Origin of the sequence: Phyllobacterium sp. CL33Tsu, from assembly GCF_900113985.1 — a bacterium.
GTDB classification, from domain to species: Bacteria; Pseudomonadota; Alphaproteobacteria; order Rhizobiales; family Rhizobiaceae; genus Phyllobacterium; species Phyllobacterium pellucidum.
On the sequence record NZ_FORJ01000001.1, the window covers coordinates 1,628,940 to 1,645,443 of the forward strand.

Sequence of the window (16,504 nt, forward strand, 5' to 3'; positions counted from 1 at the left end):
TTCTCATCGCAAGGGAAACACTCTATGTGAATGCCACCGACGCGGTTCGCTGAACGTGCTCGCCGGTCCACAATGGCTCGCGTGATGACTGATCTGACAATTATCATTCCTGTGCACAATGAAGCCGGAAACATCGGCGCGCTGATCAAGGAGATTGACGCGGCGCTGGCGAGCGGACCGGATTATGAGATCATCGTCATTGATGATGGATCCTCGGACGGTTCGGCTGAAGAGGCGCTGGCGGCGGGGAACCGCGCCTATGCGCTGCGCCACGAAAGGCGCACCGGGAAGTCGCGGGCGCTTGTCACGGGATTTCGCGCAGCCTCCGGTCGGTGGGTCGCAACCCTCGACGGTGACGGCCAAAACGACCCGAAGGATCTGGCCCGGCTCTGGCCGCGCATTTCCAACGCGGAGCCGGCTCTTTTTGCCGGTATTCGCAAACGGCGCAATGATGGCGTTGTGAAACTCCTCACCTCCAAATTTGCCAATTTCGTGCGCCGGCGTTTGCTGAAGGACGACTGCAAGGACACAGCCTGTGGTTTCAAGGTCCTGCCGCGGGACCTTGCGCAGGGTCTGCCATATTTCGACAATATGCATCGTTTCCTGCCGGCCCTGACCCGCCGGGCGGGGCTGCCGGTCGTCGAGGTGGATGTTGAGGATCGGCCCCGGCGCTCGGGTGTTTCCAAGTACGGGTTCTTCGACCGGGCTGCGGTCGCCTTCCTCGATACAGTCGGCGTGTTCTGGCTTATCCGCCGCTATTCGGAACCTGGGTCTGTGGCGCGACTGAATAACGCTGGAAATTAAAGGTTCGGAGCTGACCGCTGAAGTTCCTGACCGGCGCAGTGACCCGCACGGCAGGCCCGAGGAGCATGGCATCGGCTGGAAGGTCTGCAGAAGACGGTGCGGGTTCATCCCCATGCCAGACCAGGACGACATCTTTCGCCGACCCTTGTTCCGGCGGCCAATGCAGTTGCACCGCAACATTGGCGGCATCATCTTGCCGGTTTGAGATAATGCGCGCTGGTGTTGGATCCTGCGCGCGGATGGAAAGGGCTACCGCATCAAACGGAAAGGTGAAGCGGGGCGTTTCAAACAAGGCGATATATGCGACGGCGACTGGCGCAAGGATGTAGACGAAACCGGCAATCGCAAGAAGGTTGCGGGCTCCCAGAACCTGCGGCAGGTAGAGCGCAAGCAGTATAGCGGTCGGCGCCAGGATCGGCGCCATGTATCGCTCGGCCACCGAATGATAATCGCCGGCAAGCACCAGCGTTGCGAAGGCGGCGAGACCGATCAGCACCGTGCGCAGGAGCAGGACGCGCACCTCCGCATCGCCGTCGGGTGCGGGACGCGGATGATCACGGGTTCTGCCGATGATGAAGATGACAAGGGCCGGCCCCGCCCACAGCGCCGTGGACATGCCGAGGCTCAGCAATCCGTCGATCCCGAGGTGCGGCACATCGAACACCAACAGGTAATCGATCGAACTCGCGAGCTTTTCCATCCGCCCGGCGGTTGCCGACAGAGGAGCGCGCAGCGAGGCAATGACGACCGGGGCAAAACTTACGACAAAAATGGCCGCTGACAGCCAGATTTGGCGCCGGAACAGCTGGCGGCGAATACCGGGGGTCAGAGCGGCCGCGATCAGAAAACTGACAAGGAATATAAAGAAATTATACTTCGCAAGGGCGCCTGCCGCGGCCCAAAAGCCGAACCAGGCAAAACCGACCGCCCCGCGCCCCGCCCTTATTATGGCAAAGGCATGGACGATGCCTATGGCAGCAACCATGACGAGAATCGTATGAGCCGTGGTCTGGATCGACATCCAGACGATCTGAGGCAGGAAGGCCGAGGCGGTGATTGCCAGAATACCGGCGCGATCCCCCGCAAGTCGGCGAGCGGCGTCGAAGCAAAGCCAATGGTAGAGACCAAGGAGAAATAGCCTGACTAGCGCAACCGAAAAGACCCAGTTCCACTGCGTGATTTCCAAAGCCAGACGAACGAGCCAGTTATAGAGGGGCGGATGAGAGTTGCCGTAATTCCAGGCGAGATAGACTTCGCCGACGAATTGCGCCTCGTCGATTTCCATGAAGCGGGAGAGGGAAAGGCGGAGGAGAATGAGGGCGGTAATGTAGACGACGATCGCGGCGGGAACGCGCTTGGCGAGCTTGGACCATTTGATCGGTGCGCCATCGAGCCAGGCAAGATCGAATTTTCGCCGGAACAATCGCGCTTCACGTGTCATGCAGCCGTGAGTACTACAGGAATTGCGGTTCCCGCAAGTTTTCGGACGAGATTTTCGGAGCTGTCACGCAAAAGAAAACCGCCGGCTTGTGGCCGGCGGCTTTGGCGCTACTCAGGCGAAACTTAGGCGCGCCTGATGATGCTTGCGATGAGCGAGATCAAAAGCAGTGCCAGGAACACGTAGAAGATTATCTGGGCTATACCGGCGGAAGCACCGGCAATACCACCAAATCCCAACGCACCGGCGACAAGCGCAATGATCAGAAAAATTACAGCATAGTAAAGCATTTAGCGTTCTCCCTATCTCGTCGGGGGTGTAACGGATTGAACAAGATTTGGTTCCCTGCTGCGTAGCGTTGTCGTTATGCTTTAGCTTTGCTGCTTTCCTTGAAGAAGAGAGCCTGGGTGATCAGCGCCTTGACCATGTCTGGGTTGAACGGCTTGGTAACAAGGAACGTCGGCTCGGGACGCTCTCCGGTCAACAAACGTTCGGGGAATGCGGTGATGAAAATGACCGGAACCGCATCCTGGCTGAGGATGTTGTTGACGGCATCAATGCCCGAACTTCCATCGGCCAACTGAATATCGGCAAGAATCATGCTCGGCTTGGTTGAAGCGTAGAGCGAAACGGCTTCGTCTTTGGTTCGGGCAATGCCGACCACGCGGTGGCCGAGGCTGTCAACCATATGCTCGATATCCATGGCGATCAGCGGTTCGTCTTCAATAATGAGGATGTCGGTAGCAATTTGCTTGGAGATGCCGACCGATGCCTCATCGAGAAGCTCGTAGAGTTCGCCCTCATCGACATCGAGAATCTCCATGGTCTCGGCCTTGCTGAAGCCTTCGAGACTGATCAGCAGGAAAGCCTGGCGTGCCTTTGGCGCTATCGACGTGAGGTTGGCGGCCGCATGTTTTTCCCATCCATATTCCGACTGCAGTTCCAGTGGGCGAACATTGACCGAATTAAAATGTTTGACCAGCAGCTTATAAAGGCTGACACGGTCCGACCCGGCACTCGGGAACAAGGAAACGTCGGCAATGAGAATTTCAAGGGTCGCTGCGACGTAGGCATCGCCCGATGACTGCGAGCCGGTGATGGCACGCGCAAATCGGCGAAGGTAAGGCAAGTGTGGGGCTATCCGGGTGGATAATGACATAGTGAGTTCCCTGTTCTCCGGTGAATATGATGAGCCGGCCTGATATAAGCGACGAACAGAAACACATTCGCAAAAAAAAAGTTCCCGACAACGGAACTTTTCCTCTCGTGAAGAATTATCACTGCTAATGTGCTTAACTTATTGGATGAATCCGAATTCGCTCTGCGCCAACAGCAAAGATCCTACGAATGAACGCAAGAAAATCCTCAATTGACGCGCCTGAAAAAGCGCGGGTCCGTCGCCGCGATATAAGGAATGCCGAGACTGAGATTGGATTGAAGCTACGTGCGCTTTATGCATCCGTACAGGAGGAAGAGATTCCGGCTCGTTTTCTGGACTTGCTCGAGAAGCTTGACGAGGCTGAACGCAACCACGCGCAAACCCCTGAATAGCAGGCTGGTGAATGGTCCACGAATCGACTGATTTTAAGAGAGACTTGATTGCGTCGCTGCCAAAGCTGCGCGCATTCGCCGTATCGCTCATTGGCAATCCCGACAGGGCCGATGACCTTGTGCAGGATACGATCATGAAGGCCTGGGCCAAGCAGGACTCCTTTGAGCCCGGCACCAACATCAAGGCCTGGCTGTTTACCATCCTGCGCAACGAATTCTACAGCCAGATGCGCAAGCGTGGCCGTGAGGTGCAGGATTCCGATGGCACGTTCACCGAACAGCTCTCGGTCCATCCGGCGCAGTACGGATCGCTGGACCTCCAGGATTTTCGCAAGGCCCTCGACAAACTCCCCGACGATCAGCGTGAAGCTATCATTCTCGTCGGCGCCTCCGGATTCTCCTACGAGGAGGCAGCCGATATTTGCGGTTGCGCCGTCGGGACGATCAAGAGCCGGGTTAGCCGTGCACGGACGCGATTGCAGGAACTTCTCGAAGTTCAGGGCGAGGTCGATTATGGTCCGGATTCAATCGCGACGCAGGTCACATCAAACAAATTCGCCTGAGGCGCCGTTTCGGCGCGAGGCGGGATTGTGCTGGGAATTGGCCAGCGCCTTGGCGACTGCCTGGAGGATCTGCGCTTTTCCATAGGGCTTGGCGACAACGGGAATATCCGGAAAACCTGGAACACCGTTGGCCTGGCTGTCATAGGCCGTGGTGAAAACGATCGGCAGGCCGCGGCGTTGCATTTCGGCAGCCGAATCAAGCGACGAGACTCCTCGCGCCTGAACCTCAAGAATAGCCAGATCATAGTCGGTCTCGTTGGCGATCTGAGCCTGCAATTCACCAACAGTTGCAATAAGTTGTACCGACTGCGCCCCAGATTCTTCTGCTATGCGTTCAAGATCCAACCCTATCAGATATTCATCTTCCAGGACCAGAATCCGCATGCCGGTCATTTCCATCTCATTGCTCCTTTTCGGGGAGCCGTTATGAGCGGAGTGATGACATGTGTCATTTAACTAAGACATGCCGATTGCAAAGATCGCACGCGCAATTTACCGGCATCGTGGTAGCGTAAATCCGAACGGGGATATGGGCATGAACACAGCCGCATCGACAGCACGGCAATACCCGTGCGACAAATGCCCTTTGCAGGGTTTTGCGCACCTGCAGCCGCATCAAAAGGATGAGATAGATTTTTTATCGACCTTCAAGACGGGCGAACTCGTGGCCGATACCGGGACCACCGTGCTTGTCGAGGGAGCCAACAGCGCGCATCTTTTCACGGTCCTATCCGGATGGGGCTTTCGCTACAAGATGCTCGAGGACGGCCGCCGGCAGATCCTGAACTATGTTCTTCCTGGTGATCTCATTGGCTTGCAAGGATCGCTTATGCGGGAGATGTCTCATTCGATCGAGGCACTGTCGCCTATGATCCTGTGCGTTTTCCAGCGCGACAAGCTCCCGACTTTATTTGCTAATTTCCCAAGCCTTGCTTACGACATCACATGGATAGCATCGCGCGAGGAGCAGATGCTGGATGAGATATTGCTGAGCGTAGGTAGGCGTACTGCGCTCGAGCGGGCGGCCTATCTCTTCGCCTTCCTTTTTCAACGCGCCAAAAGCGTCGGATTGGTGAAAGGCGATACCCTGGTCATGCCGCTCCGGCAACAACATGTCGCCGATACGTTAGGGCTCTCCATCGTTCATACCAACAAAACCTTGAAAAAACTGGCAGGTCGCGGTGCCTTGCGCTGGCTTGACCGCGGCTGTGACGTGCTCGACGAGACAACACTGCTCCAAATCTCGAAATGGTCAGGGCTGTCTTCGATCCCGAGGCCGTTCATCTAACGAGTTAGGAGCCGTCGGTTACGCTGCAATCGCTAAAGCGTGGCGGCGCCGGCTTCCGGCTGCTCCGCATTCAATTGGTCGAGAGCCAGTTCAATATCGCGAAGGTTGCGCGTCACACCGTCATCCGGGTCCATGCCGCCCTCAGTGGCCGCTCTTTGCAAGCCCCTTGCTTCGCTCAAAAGTTCCTTGAGCCGTGCAATTTTCTGTTCCCTACTCAATCCCGCATCGGTGAGAATATCGTTCGCTTCGAGCATGGGTCTCTCCATTTTATGCCCAACAAAATCATTGAACACTCAACCAAAACGGGGAGGCCGATTATTTGTTCCCGTCTGGAACCATGCTTAAAGGGTGGCGTTGATGGACCATGATGTAGTAACGATTAGTGTGGGGAGCGGGGTGTGGAGTGCCTCATAGAGATATGAAATCACCGCCAATTTCAGAAAACCTTTTTCAGGCAATGTCCGAGCCTGCCCGGCTCGATGTCCTTTCGAGCCTGACGCCGTTGGCAATTGAGAACGACTCGGATTTTGATAACATAGCTGCACTTGCGCTTTCCACGTCAGGCGCGGCAGCTGCTCAAATCTCGCTTGTAGATGAACGACAGAGTAAGGTTCTTGCGCATAAGGGAACGCTTGGACGGGCCAACATGTGGACGTTCGAAGCTGCGGCTTTGACGATTCCGGAAGCCAGTTGTCTCGTCATTCTCAACGCAGCACAGGATGTCCGTTTTTCCGAACTTCATTGCGTTACCCACGCGCCGCACCTCAGATTCATTGCTGTGGCGCCGATCTGCGTCTCGGATGAATGCATTGGCGCCGTCAGCGTCATGTCGGACGAAACACGGACGGAGTTTACGGCCGCGCAGCAGGAGCAACTTGCAAGCCTCGCCAAGGTGGCCGGGTCACTAATCGAGCTCAAGCGTGACTCGCGGCAGGGAGATGAACGCGTCGCTACGCTGCATCGGGATGATGATCGCAATGCCATGGCGCTCGAAGTGGGAAATGTCGGAAGCTGGGTTTGGGATCTGCGAAACGGCCGGTTCACAGGCAATCGCATGGCCTATGAAATGCTCGGACTCGATTCGGATCGTACCGTGAGCGGCGAGGATGTGTTTCGGGCTATGCATCCCGATGATTTCCCTGCCATGAAGTCGGCCTTCACGCGGGCACTGGCGCAGAATCAGGATTATGTCGGCGAGTTTCGCGTCGCTTCGTCGGGCCAGTGGCTGCTTGGCCGCGGCCGCATTTTCGAGCGTGACTCGTCCGGCAAGCCTGTCGTCGCTGTCGGCGTCAATATCGATATCACCAAAACCAAGACGGCGTCGGAAAAGACGCGCTTTCTCCTGCGTGAACTGAATCACCGGGTCAAGAACACGCTCGCCATGCTGCAATCGCTGGCAAGGCAGACGCTAAGCCGCACATCCGATCCGGCAGAATTCATGGAAGCCTTCTCAGGCCGTCTGCGCGCAATCTCCGAGGCTCACACATTGTTGTCGGATCGCGAGTGGAGCGGGATCAGTCTCGTCGATCTCATCACGAAACAGGTGGAGCCTTACGCGATCTTCGATATTGGCCAGATTGAACTCGTGGGCGAAGATATCATGCTGCCTCCTGATCATGCCCTCGGGCTCGGGATCGCCTTGCATGAGCTTGCCACCAACGCCGTAAAACATGGCGCACTGTCGGTCGCCACCGGTCATGTGCGCATCGTCTGGCAACTGGAAGTCGGGCTGCATGAGTCGCGCATCGTCATCCGCTGGACGGAATCCAATGGCCCGCGCGTAACGGCGCCGAACACCCGAGGGTTGGGTTTGAAATTGATCGAACGCAGTTTGGATAAGGTGCTGTCGAGCAGTGTGCGGCTGAGCTATCCGGAGACCGGCATAGAGGCAATCGTCTCAATGCCGATCGGGGATCAGTCAGATCCCGCCGCCGGCTGATGGGTCGTTGCGGGGGCGACGCTTTTTCTTCTTGCCTGCGAGAGACAGGCCAGTAAATGCTACAAGCGGGACCGTGAGCATCAGCAACGCTCTCGAACGAAGCAGCGCTGGAGCCACGGCCAGGGCCGCGATGGTCAATACGGTCGATGTATCTACTTTGGCGCGTTCTTCCTGGCGGCGTCGTGCCGAGGAAGAGGCGATTTTCATTGCAATATACGCGATGATCGCGAGGCCAAAGGCTGAACCCGCGATGATCAGGGCCGCATATAACGGGCCGTAATGTTCTGCCAAGCTGATCTGCGCCGCCACCAACAGGAAAACGGCGCCAATCGTGACCAGAACCGCGATGATTGCGGCGAAGATGGCGCTCTGTTTGGCTCGGCTGACGACCAAGCCGACCTCTCCAGCCGCCAGGCTGGTTAAAAGTGGGGCCAGCAGCTTCAGCATGTCAGCGGCGAGCGATAAGCGCGAGAAGGAAACCCACGCCGGCTGCGACTGCGAGTGTGGTCAAGGGTTTTTCCCGCACCGTCTCGACGATCTGGTCTTCCAGTTCACGCGCCTGCAGCCGCAGGTCTTCGAAGGTCTCCTCGCCGCGCAATTTCGCGGATTCGAACGAACTTGCCGCGCTTCTCCGTGCATCCTGGGCTCTATTCTTGCCGATCTTGCCGAGTGTCGCCGTGATGTTCGCAATGTCTTCCCGAAGCGCAGCCACCTGTGCCTGCAGATCGGGATTGGATTCGGTCGCATCGTCAACCGCCTTGCGAACCTTCGAGGAAACAGAGGCCATGGGAAAACTCCTTTAGAAAATGGCATATGCTGCGGGAAACGTCGCGTGGCGACATTTGTTCCACGCTTGCGAGCGCATCGCAAGCTGGCAAGCCGAAGATGGATAACAAGACGCCGGCCAGACGGCCGGCGCTAAATGAGGAATTGTTTAAGAAAGATAGCCGAGCAACCAAAGTATGAGGATGATCGGAAGTGGCAAACCTATAAGCCAGAGTAATGCACCACGCATCATGTCTGAAATCTCCTTGCTAAACGTTAAATCCTGCCCATCAAGAGCAATATGAGAACGACGACCAGGACAATGCCGAGCAGACCCGAAGGCCCGTAACCCCAGCTTCTCGCATGCGGCCAACTCGGAAAGACGCCGATCAATGCGAGAATGAGAATAATGATTAACAGTGTCCCTAGTGACATTCCGCGTCTCCCTGTGAGTGGCAAATCGTTCAGTGCAAAAACACGCGAAATGAAATTTGGTTCCTGTTGAGGTTGCAGGGAGTGGAACTAGGTGTTGAATATGCAACCAATTTGAGCCGGCTTCGTTTCTAATCCGGGTTGTAACGGGAGCGTGCCATTCATGAACCTCAGATTGGGGGATTCTTATGCCGTCTGAGGATAGCGGGGCAAAGGTTTCGCGCGCGGTCGAGCGGATCAGTTTACGTCCGGTTCCAGCGCCCGAAGCAGCAGATCCCCAACAGCAGTTTCCGCCGGTTGTCGTCGCAATTGCCATTGTCGCTGCGCTTTATTTCGCACGCGATGTTTTCGTGCCGCTGGCAATGGCGCTGCTCCTGACCTTCGCCCTTTCACCAATGGTAACGAAGCTGCATCGTTCCGGCATTCCCAAGGCCTTTGCGGTCATTAGCGTTGTCGCCATGGCGTTCCTCGCCATATTCATCTTTGTCAGCATCGTCGTCAGTCAGCTGACGGTGCTGGCGCAGAACCTTCCAAGCTACCAGTACAATATAGAAGCCAAGATCCGCACGGTGAAGGAAGCGCAATCCGGCAACAGTATTTTCGACCGCGGCGCCAGGATGCTGAAGCGGTTCAACGATGAAATCGGCCGCTCGGACGAGGTCGAGCGTTTTGCCGTAGAGCCGGAGAAGAAGCCCGAGCCGCAGCACGAGCGGCCGCAGAATGTCGAGAACAACCAGGCGGCCGGTGGATCCCCGCTGCAGGGCAATGATCCGAACAAGCCGGTTCCCGTGGAGATCAAGTATCCGCCACCCGACCCCCTGAGCCTGCTCCAGACTTTCGCGGGCCCGCTCATCCAGCCCCTTGCCACGGTTGGCATCATCATCGTCGTCGTCATCTTCATGTTGATGCGCCGCGAGGATCTACGCGATCGCTTCATCAAGCTCGTCGGTGCCAGCGATATCCACCGAACGACGACTGCGCTCCACGACGCCGGAAAACGTGTTGGCCAATATCTTTTGATGCAGCTGATCATCAATATCAGTTTCGGCGTTCCGATTGGCATCGGGCTCTGGGTTATCGGCATCCCCAATCCGATGCTGTGGGGTATGCTCGCGATCGTCTTGCGCTTCGTTCCCTATATCGGTCCGATCATGGCCGCCGCCTTTCCCCTTATTCTGTCGCTGGCGGTCGATCCCGGCTGGATGCTGTTGTTCTGGACCGGCGCGCTGTTCATTGTCCTTGAACTTGTCAGCAGCAATGTCATGGAGCCGTTGCTCTATGGATCAAGAACGGGTCTGTCGCCGGTTGCCATCCTCATGGCCGCGATCGTCTGGACCTGGATCTGGGGGCCAATCGGACTAATCCTTTCAACGCCGCTCACGGTCTGCCTTGTCGTTCTCGGCAGGCATGTTCCAAAGTTCGAATTTCTAGACGTCCTTCTCGGCAACGAGCCTGTCCTTTCACCACCGCAACAGCTTTACCAAAGGCTTCTTTCCGGCGATCCGGATGAAGCAACGGAAAGGGCGGAGGAGTTTCTGCAGTCTTCCACGATCGAGGAATACTATGCTTCGGTCGCGATCCCGGCGCTGTTCCTCGCCGAGAACGACCGGGCGAGAGGCGTCCTTGATTCGACCCGCCGCAGCCGCGTAGCTCAGGGAACCGTTCTTCTCGTTGAAAATCTCTCGGAACATCACGACGACGAGGAGGAAGAGGAAGAAAACGGCAAGCCGGAAGAGACTGAAAAGAATGCTGATCGGCCGGGCACCAAGCCAAAGGCAGCCAAAGCCAAAGCCAAGGAGCCGCCACCCGAAGAAGAAGCGCGCGTCGCCATTTCCGCAGGGGGGCGCGGCGAATTCGACGATGCGGCAGCCGTCATCCTTGGCGATATCCTGGAACGGCGTGGCTTCGAGGTGCGCGATATTTCCCACGACGAACTCGCGTCGGGCAGCATCGGTAAGCTCGACCTTACGGGCGTCAGTGTCATTCATATCTGCTATCTCAATGTCTCGTCGGTGGCCCATGCGCGGTATCTGGTCCGCCGCATCCGGCGCAGGAACGGGCGCGTCAAGATCGTCATCAGCTTCTGGTCGGAAGATCCCGAGAATGTCGATGGTGAGAAGATCGTCGGGTCGACGCGCAACTGCCATTTTGCGTCGTCCGTGGAGGATGCGCTGGAGCTGATCAGTGCGTGAAAGGTCACGTTTTGTCAGGAGACGTCACTGGAAGATTTCGGGCTTGGAACCAAGACAAGGCTGACACGTTTCGAGGTTGCTGGCCAACCCCAGCCAGTAGCGTAAGGACCCGGTGCCTGTTCCCCCGTGGGCGCCGGGTCACACTATTTTGGAATATTATCGAATGTTTTCAAGTAATTGAATATCTCAGTCGCGGAACCTTTATAAGGTCCCGCCGTTCTACTGGGGTAAATGCAAATTTCAAGGAGCACATGATGGGTAGCACCAGCGATAAAGTTTCGGGCACGGCCAACAAGGCTGCAGGCAATCTTAAACAGGCTGCAGGCAAGGTGTCAGGATCACGCAAGATGGAAGCCGAAGGCAAGGCCCAGGAGCTTAAGGGCGATGCTCAGGTAGCCAAGGGCAAGGCCAAGGACGCGGTCAAAAAGGTTGTCGACAAAGCTTGACGTATTCATCGCTTTTTTAATTTTGGCCGGCTCGTTGAAGCCGGCCAAATGCTTTCATGGGCCCATCATCGCACTGGATATATGGCGGATAAGGGCATATTTTGAAGGCAAGCTGGACGGTGTTGGGAAGAGGTAAGGAGGATTGGATGAGCCAGAGAGCGATCGATTTTGTCAATGACTGGATCTCGACCAACGTGGATGCAAGCAAGCCGGCGGACATGGCGCATCATGACCGGCGGCCCAAACAGCTGGCAGAGAAATGTGCGGCGGATGCGGAAGCTGCGGGCATTTCGTTCGCAGAGATAAAGGATGGTCTGGGCGATCTTGAGATCTGCATGATCACCGCCATTGATCGCGCGGCCCTCGCCAAGGAAAGCAAGCAGGCCTAAGCGATCGACTAATGAAAATCCCGCGATTTCGGCAAGATGCGTACATTGCGCGGATGACGGCCCCGCGATTCTTCTGAAACAGGATGCGCAACTTCATCGCTATGCGAGACGGGCAGCGTTGCGAGTTGTTCGGATAGAAGGTAAAGCGCGTTGGTTCGGTCGGTAAGCCTGGTTGCCACGACATGGACGACGTTTTCGGCGCTCTGAACAGTGCCCTCGATAAGGATCAGCCGGGCGCCCATCACTTCACGGCGGTACTTCTCCAGCATCTTCTTCCACACGACAATATTGGCGATGCCCGTCTCATCCTCGATGGTCATGAAGACAACACCCTTGGCGCTTCCCGGCCGCTGCCGGACTGTGACGACACCCGCAACCTTGACGCGGCGATTATTGCCGAGATTGTTGGCCTGCCTGCAGGTCAGGACGTTCTCGCGTGCAAACATCTCGCGAAGAAACTGCATGGGGTGGCCCTTGAGGGAAAGCCGCGTCGATTCGTAATCCGCAACGACATGTTCGGAAAGTTTCATTGAAGGCAGCCTGGTCTCTGCTTCCTCCGGAAGTTCGTTGCTGTCGGCCGCCTGAAAAAGCGGCAAAGTCTCGTCGTTCGGCAGGCGCCGCACCGCCCAAAGCGCCTCGCGTCGGGCAATGCCGAGCGAACGGAACGCATCGGCATCGGCAAGGAGGACATAGGCTCTTCTCTCGAGCCGCGTCAGGCGACGAAACTCTTCGATATTGGTATAGGCCGAGCGGCGTTTGGCCACGATGATATTTGCCCAATCCTTGGAAAAACCACCGATCTGACGCAATCCCAAGCGCGTGGCGAGGCCCTTACCCGTCTTTTCGAGCGTATTGTCCCAACTGCTGAAATTGATGTCGGCAGCCCGGATTTCCACGCCATGCTCGCGGGCATCGCGAACGATCTGCGCCGGCGCGTAAAAGCCCATGGGCTGCGAATTTAAAAGCGCAGCAGCAAAGGCTGCCGGATGATAGCATTTGATCCAAGAGGAAATGTAGACGAGGATGGCAAAGCTTGCAGCATGGCTTTCGGGAAAGCCGTATTCGCCAAATCCCTTGATCTGATTGAAGCAATTTTCGGCAAAGCTGCGCTCGTAGCCGCGGCGGACCATGCCATCCACCATCTTCTGCTCCATCTGGTTGATCGTGCCCACACGGCGGAAGGTCGCCATGGCACGGCGCAACTGATTGGCTTCGTCGGGCGTGAACTTTGCAGCTTCGATGGCTATGCGCATCGCCTGCTCCTGAAAGAGCGGCACGCCGAGGGTCTTTCCCAGAACGTTGCGCAATTCGTCCTTGTCGCCATGCTCAGGCGAAGGGGCGGGATAGAAGACAGGCTCGATCTTGTTGCGGCGGCGAAGATAGGGATGCACCATGTCGCCCTGGATCGGGCCTGGACGGACAATGGCGACCTCGATAACCAGATCGTAGAATTTTCTGGGCTTCAGGCGTGGCAGCATGTTCATCTGGGCCCGGCTTTCCACCTGGAACACGCCAAGGGAATCGGCATTGCAGAGCATGTCGTAGACCTTCTCGTCCTCCTCGGGGACGGTTGCCAGTTCGAACCGATCGCCGCCATGAAGATGAATGAGGTCGAACGCCTTACGGATGCAGGTCAGCATGCCGAGCGAAAGCACATCGACCTTCATGATGTTGAGCGCGTCGATATCGTCCTTGTCCCATTCGATGAAAGACCGCTCGGCCATGGCGGCGGGGCCGATCGGCACGGTCTCGTCGAGCCGCTCCTGCGTCAGCACGAAGCCGCCGACATGCTGGGAAAGGTGGCGGGGAAAGCCAATGAGTTCGGTTGCAAGCCGGACCGCGCGGCGGATCATCACATTGTCAGGATCGAGACCAGCCTGCCGCACCTCCTGCTTTTCGACCGCAGAACCCCAACTGCCCCAGACCGTATTGGCAAGCGCTGCGGTGACGTCCTCCGTCAGTCCCAGAGCCTTGCCGACATCGCGAATGGCACTGCGCGGGCGATAGCTGATGACGGTGGCGACGATGGCGGCGCGATGGCGCCCATAGCGTTCATAGACCCACTGCATCACCTCTTCACGCCGCTCGTGCTCAAAGTCTACGTCTATATCGGGAGGTTCCTTGCGCTCGGCCGAAAGGAACCGCTCGAACAGGAGGTTGATCTTGACGGGATCGACCGCGGTAATACCGAGGCAATAGCAAACCGCCGAATTTGCCGAAGAGCCGCGTCCCTGACACAGGATATTCTGCGATCGGGCGAAGGTGACGATGTCGTAGACGGTCAGGAAATAGGGCGCGTAATTGAGCTGGCCAATGAGGGCGAGTTCCTTTTCAAGGAGTTCGCTTACCTTGCCGGGAACACCTTCCGGATAGCGCTTTGCCGCACCCTTCCAGGTCTCGTCGACGAGATGCTGCTGGGGCGTCTTGCCTGGCGGTACGGGTTCGTCCGGATAGTTGTATTTCAACTCATCGAGAGAGAAGCGGATAGGCTCGATGAAGCGACGGGTTTCAGGCAGGGCGCCAGGAAAATGCCGGAAAAGCCGCTGCATCTCTTGCGGCGATTTCATATGCCGCTCGGCGTTCCTTTCGAGCCGCCTGCCCGCCTCATCGATCGTCACATGCTCGCGGATGCAGGTGAGGACATCCTGCAGCGGGCGACGGGAGGGCGTGTGATAAAGGACATTGTTGACTGCCAGAAGGGGAATATCCGCCTTGGCTGCCATGCGGGCCAGCCTTTCACCATAGCGCCTGTCCGCGCCTTGATGCGGCATGGCAAGGCCAAGCCAGACTGAACCTGGAGCCGCCAGCGCAAGTGTCTTGAGGAACGGCGTTAGGTCCCTGCTGCCGCGGGCCGGCATGACGATGATCTGGAAGTCCCTCGCCCGAAACTGAAAATCCTCGAAACGGAGATGGCATTCGCCCTTTATCTTCGCTCGATCCTTGCCCTCGCTCAAAAGCCGGCAAAGCTGGCCATAGGCCGGGCGGTCGCGGGGATAGACCAGCAAATCCGGCGTATCGTCGATGAAAACCAGTCTGCATCCAATGAAAAGCTTGAGATTGATTCCCGCAGCTTTCTGCAAATCCCTGTGCGCAGAATAGGCGCGGACGACCCCGGCAAGCGTATTGCGGTCGGCAATGCCAAGGCCGTCAAGGCCAAGAAGGGCGGCGGCCTTGACCAGTTCCTCCGGCTGCGACGCGCCTTCCAGAAAGGAAAAATTGCTGGTGACGGCAAGCTCGGCATAATTCATGCGAAAAGCCCATGCAGATACCAGCGCGGGTTAGGAGTGCCGCGCTCGAGCAAGCCTTCCCTGAAGACCCAGAAGCGTTTGCCGGAACTATCCTCCAGCCGGTAATAGTCCCTTGTCAGCGCACCGGAATGCTCACGCCACCATTCCGGAGCGATGCGTTCCGGGCCTTCGGCGAGAACGACATTGTGCCTGACGCGGCGCCAGATGAATTGCGCCGGCGGCGAATCCGGCACCTCGAAGGTCGCCTCGATGTGTTCAGGCGGCTGGAAGAGCCTGACCGGCCGCTCCGGCGGATCGCCTTGAGGCTGCGCCGTCCATTCGCCATTGCTTTCGCGCTTGGTCTTTGATGCGGGCTCGAGAGCGACCGTTCGCTCCGGAATATGGGTGTCGACAGGGGTTGGCCGCAGGACGCGGCTATTGCCGAGGCGGATGGAAAGCCGGTCGATCAACCTTTCTACCTCTTCGGTTTCCTGCTCGCGGTCATCGAGACTTTTCTGCTGATGCCGGGTACGGTCCGTGCGCAGGGCACCGAGGCGGATCATGTCAAAGCCGAAGCCGGCATCGAGCGGCTCGGCAAGTGTAGACAAGCGCTCCTTCATCAGGCGCATCAGGGTTTTCGTATCGGTCAAGGGTCTTCCTGCCTCGATGCGCAGCCGGCGCACATTGCCGTCAGTACGGAAAAAACTCGCCTCGATTTCGCGCGCGCCTTCGACGCGCTGCCCCAGGCGGATGAACAGCTCGTCTGCCAGCTGAACAAGCACAAGCTCGACAGCTTCCATCGCAATCAAGGGCTCGGCCATGCGCCTTTCCACCATGCAGACGGGTACGATGCGGCGCGGCGAAATAGGCTTCATCTGCCGGCCAAACAGGGCATCGAGACCCGCAACCACACCATTTCCGAAGCGGGCTGTCAGGGCTGCACGAGGCAAAACATCGAGATCACCGACGGTGCGCAAGCCGGCACGCCTGAGACCGGCAAGATGTGCGTCTTCGAGATCGAGGCTGACGAGAGGAAGCGCATAAAGCCTCCGGCTCTGGTCTGAGGGCTCGACGATGCCGCCCGCAGAATGCCGGGCGAGCGCGCTTGCCGCTGCCGCATTCCCGGCAAAGGCCGTCTTCACGATCATGCCATACCGCTGCAATTGCCGGTGAACGTCCTCAAGCAATGTGGGTTCATCGCCGAAAAGGTGGATGCACCCGGTCATGTCCAGAATAAGCCCATGCGGCGCATCGAGTGCAACCAGCGGCGTATAACGGTCGCACCAGTCGGCAAGCTTTTCCAAAAGCTCGCCATCCTTGCGCGGCGAGGCGAAGGCGATGTCGAGCTTGTCGAATTGCGCGCGGGCATCGGTCAGGGCCATGCCCTTGTAAAGGCCGGCCTTGGCTGCTTGTTCGTCTACAGCCGTCAGCCTTAAGGCATTGGCAATCTTGTCCACCACGATCAGATGC

Annotated in this window: 18 protein-coding genes; 8 read left to right on the plus strand and 10 right to left on the minus strand. The window is 57.5% G+C overall.

Translation table 11 applies throughout. From position 1 onward, the window contains the following. Window positions 1–84: 84 nt before the first annotated feature. Entirely contained in the window at window positions 85–804 is a 720-nt protein-coding gene (locus tag BM074_RS07900; protein ID WP_027231089.1) for a glycosyltransferase family 2 protein, read from the plus strand. On the opposite strand, the gene BM074_RS07905 is transcribed toward BM074_RS07900, so the two are convergent. The 3 genes from BM074_RS07905 to BM074_RS07915 all read right to left on the minus strand — a co-directional run bounded on the left by BM074_RS07905 (window position 746) and on the right by BM074_RS07915 (window position 3,401). Beyond that, window positions 746–2,227, minus strand: a complete 1,482-nt coding sequence (locus BM074_RS07905; protein ID WP_175498929.1) for a glycosyltransferase family 39 protein — start codon at window positions 2,225–2,227, stop codon at window positions 746–748. The genes BM074_RS07900 and BM074_RS07905 overlap by 59 nt on opposite strands. A 140-nt stretch (window positions 2,228–2,367) precedes the next feature. Further along, window positions 2,368–2,532, minus strand: a complete 165-nt coding sequence (locus tag BM074_RS07910; protein WP_027231091.1) for a DUF1328 domain-containing protein — start codon at window positions 2,530–2,532, stop codon at window positions 2,368–2,370. A gap of 74 nt (window positions 2,533–2,606) precedes the next feature. After that, on the minus strand, window positions 2,607–3,401 hold the full coding sequence (locus BM074_RS07915; protein ID WP_027231092.1) for a response regulator: 795 nt from the start codon (window positions 3,399–3,401) through the stop codon (window positions 2,607–2,609). Window positions 3,402–3,589: 188 nt separating this feature from the next. On the opposite strand from BM074_RS07915, the gene BM074_RS07920 reads away from it, so the two are divergent. Continuing rightward, window positions 3,590–3,793 carry a NepR family anti-sigma factor gene (locus BM074_RS07920; protein WP_036813618.1) on the plus strand — a complete coding sequence of 68 codons (204 nt, stop codon included), beginning with the start codon at window positions 3,590–3,592 and terminating at the stop codon, window positions 3,791–3,793. An 11-nt stretch (window positions 3,794–3,804) separates the two neighbouring features. Beyond that, window positions 3,805–4,356, plus strand: a complete 552-nt coding sequence (locus tag BM074_RS07925; RefSeq protein ID WP_027231094.1) for an RNA polymerase sigma factor — start codon at window positions 3,805–3,807, stop codon at window positions 4,354–4,356. Here BM074_RS07925 and BM074_RS07930 read toward each other — a convergent pair. After that, complete coding sequence (locus BM074_RS07930; protein ID WP_091920943.1) at window positions 4,339–4,755, minus strand: response regulator; 417 nt, start codon at window positions 4,753–4,755, stop codon at window positions 4,339–4,341. The two genes, BM074_RS07925 and BM074_RS07930, sit on opposite strands and share 18 nt — an antisense overlap. 136 nt (window positions 4,756–4,891) lie before the next feature. Between BM074_RS07930 and BM074_RS07935 the strand changes: the two genes are divergently transcribed. Beyond that, window positions 4,892–5,644: a Crp/Fnr family transcriptional regulator gene (locus tag BM074_RS07935; protein ID WP_091921560.1), complete on the plus strand. Its 753-nt coding sequence runs from the start codon at window positions 4,892–4,894 to the stop codon at window positions 5,642–5,644. Window positions 5,645–5,676: 32 nt separating this feature from the next. Here BM074_RS07935 and BM074_RS07940 read toward each other — a convergent pair whose 3' ends face one another. After that, the gene (locus BM074_RS07940) at window positions 5,677–5,898 is read right to left on the minus strand and encodes a hypothetical protein (protein WP_091920945.1); all 222 of its coding nucleotides are present in this window, start codon (window positions 5,896–5,898) and stop codon (window positions 5,677–5,679) included. Between the two features lie 164 nt (window positions 5,899–6,062). Here BM074_RS07940 and BM074_RS07945 point away from each other — a divergent pair, with 164 nt between their 5' ends. Then, window positions 6,063–7,583, plus strand: a complete 1,521-nt coding sequence (locus tag BM074_RS07945) for an HWE histidine kinase domain-containing protein (RefSeq protein ID WP_091920947.1) — start codon at window positions 6,063–6,065, stop codon at window positions 7,581–7,583. Here BM074_RS07945 and BM074_RS07950 read toward each other — a convergent pair. The 3 genes from BM074_RS07950 to BM074_RS07960 all read right to left on the minus strand — a co-directional run bounded on the left by BM074_RS07950 (window position 7,563) and on the right by BM074_RS07960 (window position 8,783). After that, a complete protein-coding gene (locus BM074_RS07950) occupies window positions 7,563–8,030 on the minus strand; it encodes a hypothetical protein (protein WP_091920949.1) in 468 nt (155 codons plus the stop codon). The genes BM074_RS07945 and BM074_RS07950 overlap by 21 nt on opposite strands. A 1-nt stretch (window position 8,031) precedes the next feature. Beyond that, window positions 8,032–8,370 carry an ElaB/YgaM/YqjD family protein gene (locus BM074_RS07955; protein WP_091920951.1) on the minus strand — a complete coding sequence of 113 codons (339 nt, stop codon included), beginning with the start codon at window positions 8,368–8,370 and terminating at the stop codon, window positions 8,032–8,034. 254 nt (window positions 8,371–8,624) lie between these two features. Continuing rightward, window positions 8,625–8,783: a DUF3309 family protein gene (locus BM074_RS07960; RefSeq protein WP_036813626.1), complete on the minus strand. Its 159-nt coding sequence runs from the start codon at window positions 8,781–8,783 to the stop codon at window positions 8,625–8,627. 185 nt (window positions 8,784–8,968) lie between these two features. Here BM074_RS07960 and BM074_RS07965 point away from each other — a divergent pair, with 185 nt between their 5' ends. The 3 genes from BM074_RS07965 (at window position 8,969) to BM074_RS07975 (ending at window position 11,807) form a co-directional block, all read left to right on the plus strand. Beyond that, window positions 8,969–10,972, plus strand: a complete 2,004-nt coding sequence (locus BM074_RS07965; RefSeq protein ID WP_091920952.1) for an AI-2E family transporter — start codon at window positions 8,969–8,971, stop codon at window positions 10,970–10,972. Between the two features lie 254 nt (window positions 10,973–11,226). Then, window positions 11,227–11,418, plus strand: coding sequence for a CsbD family protein (locus BM074_RS07970; protein ID WP_027231102.1), 192 nt, complete (start codon window positions 11,227–11,229; stop codon window positions 11,416–11,418). Window positions 11,419–11,564: 146 nt separating this feature from the next. After that, window positions 11,565–11,807: a DUF768 domain-containing protein gene (locus BM074_RS07975; protein WP_027231103.1), complete on the plus strand. Its 243-nt coding sequence runs from the start codon at window positions 11,565–11,567 to the stop codon at window positions 11,805–11,807. Between the two features lie 8 nt (window positions 11,808–11,815). On the opposite strand, the gene BM074_RS07980 is transcribed toward BM074_RS07975, so the two are convergent. Continuing rightward, the gene (locus BM074_RS07980) at window positions 11,816–15,055 is read right to left on the minus strand and encodes an error-prone DNA polymerase (RefSeq protein ID WP_091920954.1); all 3,240 of its coding nucleotides are present in this window, start codon (window positions 15,053–15,055) and stop codon (window positions 11,816–11,818) included. Further along, entirely contained in the window at window positions 15,052–16,494 is a 1,443-nt protein-coding gene (locus tag BM074_RS07985; RefSeq protein ID WP_091921562.1) for a Y-family DNA polymerase, read from the minus strand. Before BM074_RS07985 ends, BM074_RS07980 begins: the two co-directional genes overlap by 4 nt. Window positions 16,495–16,504: the final 10 nt, after the last annotated feature.

What these genes read in the sequence shown, in the direction of transcription:
- BM074_RS07900 (WP_027231089.1), top strand. Translation starts at nt 85, where the DNA reads ATGACTGATCTGACAATTATCATTCCTGTGCACAATGAAGCCGGAAAC.
- BM074_RS07910 (WP_027231091.1), bottom strand. Translation starts at nt 2,532, where the DNA reads ATGCTTTACTATGCTGTAATTTTTCTGATCATTGCGCTTGTCGCCGGT.
- BM074_RS07915 (WP_027231092.1), bottom strand. Translation starts at nt 3,401, where the DNA reads ATGTCATTATCCACCCGGATAGCCCCACACTTGCCTTACCTTCGCCGA.
- BM074_RS07920 (WP_036813618.1), top strand. Translation starts at nt 3,590, where the DNA reads ATGAACGCAAGAAAATCCTCAATTGACGCGCCTGAAAAAGCGCGGGTC.
- BM074_RS07925 (WP_027231094.1), top strand. Translation starts at nt 3,805, where the DNA reads ATGGTCCACGAATCGACTGATTTTAAGAGAGACTTGATTGCGTCGCTG.
- BM074_RS07930 (WP_091920943.1), bottom strand. Translation starts at nt 4,755, where the DNA reads ATGGAAATGACCGGCATGCGGATTCTGGTCCTGGAAGATGAATATCTG.
- BM074_RS07935 (WP_091921560.1), top strand. Translation starts at nt 4,892, where the DNA reads ATGAACACAGCCGCATCGACAGCACGGCAATACCCGTGCGACAAATGC.
- BM074_RS07940 (WP_091920945.1), bottom strand. Translation starts at nt 5,898, where the DNA reads ATGCTCGAAGCGAACGATATTCTCACCGATGCGGGATTGAGTAGGGAA.
- BM074_RS07945 (WP_091920947.1), top strand. Translation starts at nt 6,063, where the DNA reads ATGAAATCACCGCCAATTTCAGAAAACCTTTTTCAGGCAATGTCCGAG.
- BM074_RS07950 (WP_091920949.1), bottom strand. Translation starts at nt 8,030, where the DNA reads ATGCTGAAGCTGCTGGCCCCACTTTTAACCAGCCTGGCGGCTGGAGAG.
- BM074_RS07955 (WP_091920951.1), bottom strand. Translation starts at nt 8,370, where the DNA reads ATGGCCTCTGTTTCCTCGAAGGTTCGCAAGGCGGTTGACGATGCGACC.
- BM074_RS07960 (WP_036813626.1), bottom strand. Translation starts at nt 8,783, where the DNA reads ATGTCACTAGGGACACTGTTAATCATTATTCTCATTCTCGCATTGATC.
- BM074_RS07965 (WP_091920952.1), top strand. Translation starts at nt 8,969, where the DNA reads ATGCCGTCTGAGGATAGCGGGGCAAAGGTTTCGCGCGCGGTCGAGCGG.
- BM074_RS07970 (WP_027231102.1), top strand. Translation starts at nt 11,227, where the DNA reads ATGGGTAGCACCAGCGATAAAGTTTCGGGCACGGCCAACAAGGCTGCA.
- BM074_RS07975 (WP_027231103.1), top strand. Translation starts at nt 11,565, where the DNA reads ATGAGCCAGAGAGCGATCGATTTTGTCAATGACTGGATCTCGACCAAC.
- BM074_RS07980 (WP_091920954.1), bottom strand. Translation starts at nt 15,055, where the DNA reads ATGAATTATGCCGAGCTTGCCGTCACCAGCAATTTTTCCTTTCTGGAA.